The organism is Kitasatospora arboriphila, assembly GCF_039528095.1.
GTDB lineage: Bacteria > Actinomycetota > Actinomycetes > Streptomycetales > Streptomycetaceae > Kitasatospora > Kitasatospora arboriphila.
This window is the reverse complement of sequence record NZ_BAAALD010000325.1, coordinates 1-527: the sequence shown is the minus strand read 5'-3', so window position 1 is coordinate 527 and position 527 is coordinate 1. Positions and strand designations below refer to the sequence as shown.

Annotated in this window: 1 protein-coding gene; it reads left to right on the top strand. The window is 64.7% G+C overall.

Annotation, left to right across the window (positions count from 1 at the left end; all coding sequences use genetic code 11):
• Nucleotides 1-30 precede the first annotated feature (30 nt).
• Nucleotides 31-527, top strand: a 497-nt coding sequence (locus tag ABD353_RS40205; RefSeq protein WP_344628639.1) for a plasmid partitioning/stability family protein, incomplete at its 3' end; no start/stop codon positions are given.

Genomic DNA, 527 nt, shown 5'->3' with positions numbered 1-527 from the left:
TTCATCCGTACCGCCGCCACCGCCGGGGCGGTGGTATACCAGGTGGATGCCCGTTTACCGGCGCTGATCCCGGTGTTCTTTGCCGGGCAACTGAGCGCTGTCCGCCTTTGCGCCGTGATGGCCCTGGTCTCCGGAACCTGGTCCTCACTCACCGGCCTTCCGGATGAGCCCGAAAATGGTGAGGCAGCTCTGCCCGTGTCACCGGAGACAGAATACCAGCGCCGGCGTTACACCCTGACGCTTCAGAATGGCCGGAGTGGGGAACGGGTGGAAAGTGTGCTGACGGAAGCGTCATCCCGTCTGCGTGGGGATCTGCTGAGAAACCTGATTATCACCGGTCTTGCCCTCCACACGACGGCGCCTGAACTGCCGCGCCTGCTGGCCAGTATGCCGGTACCGCCCACCTCGGTCAGTGAGCTGCAGGCTCTGGTTCAGCAGATGGCCGGCACCGCTGACGTGAACAGGGCTGCAGCTGCAGTACCGGATACGCCGGCAGCATCTGCCGCGCCGGTGTCCGTGGCGGATAC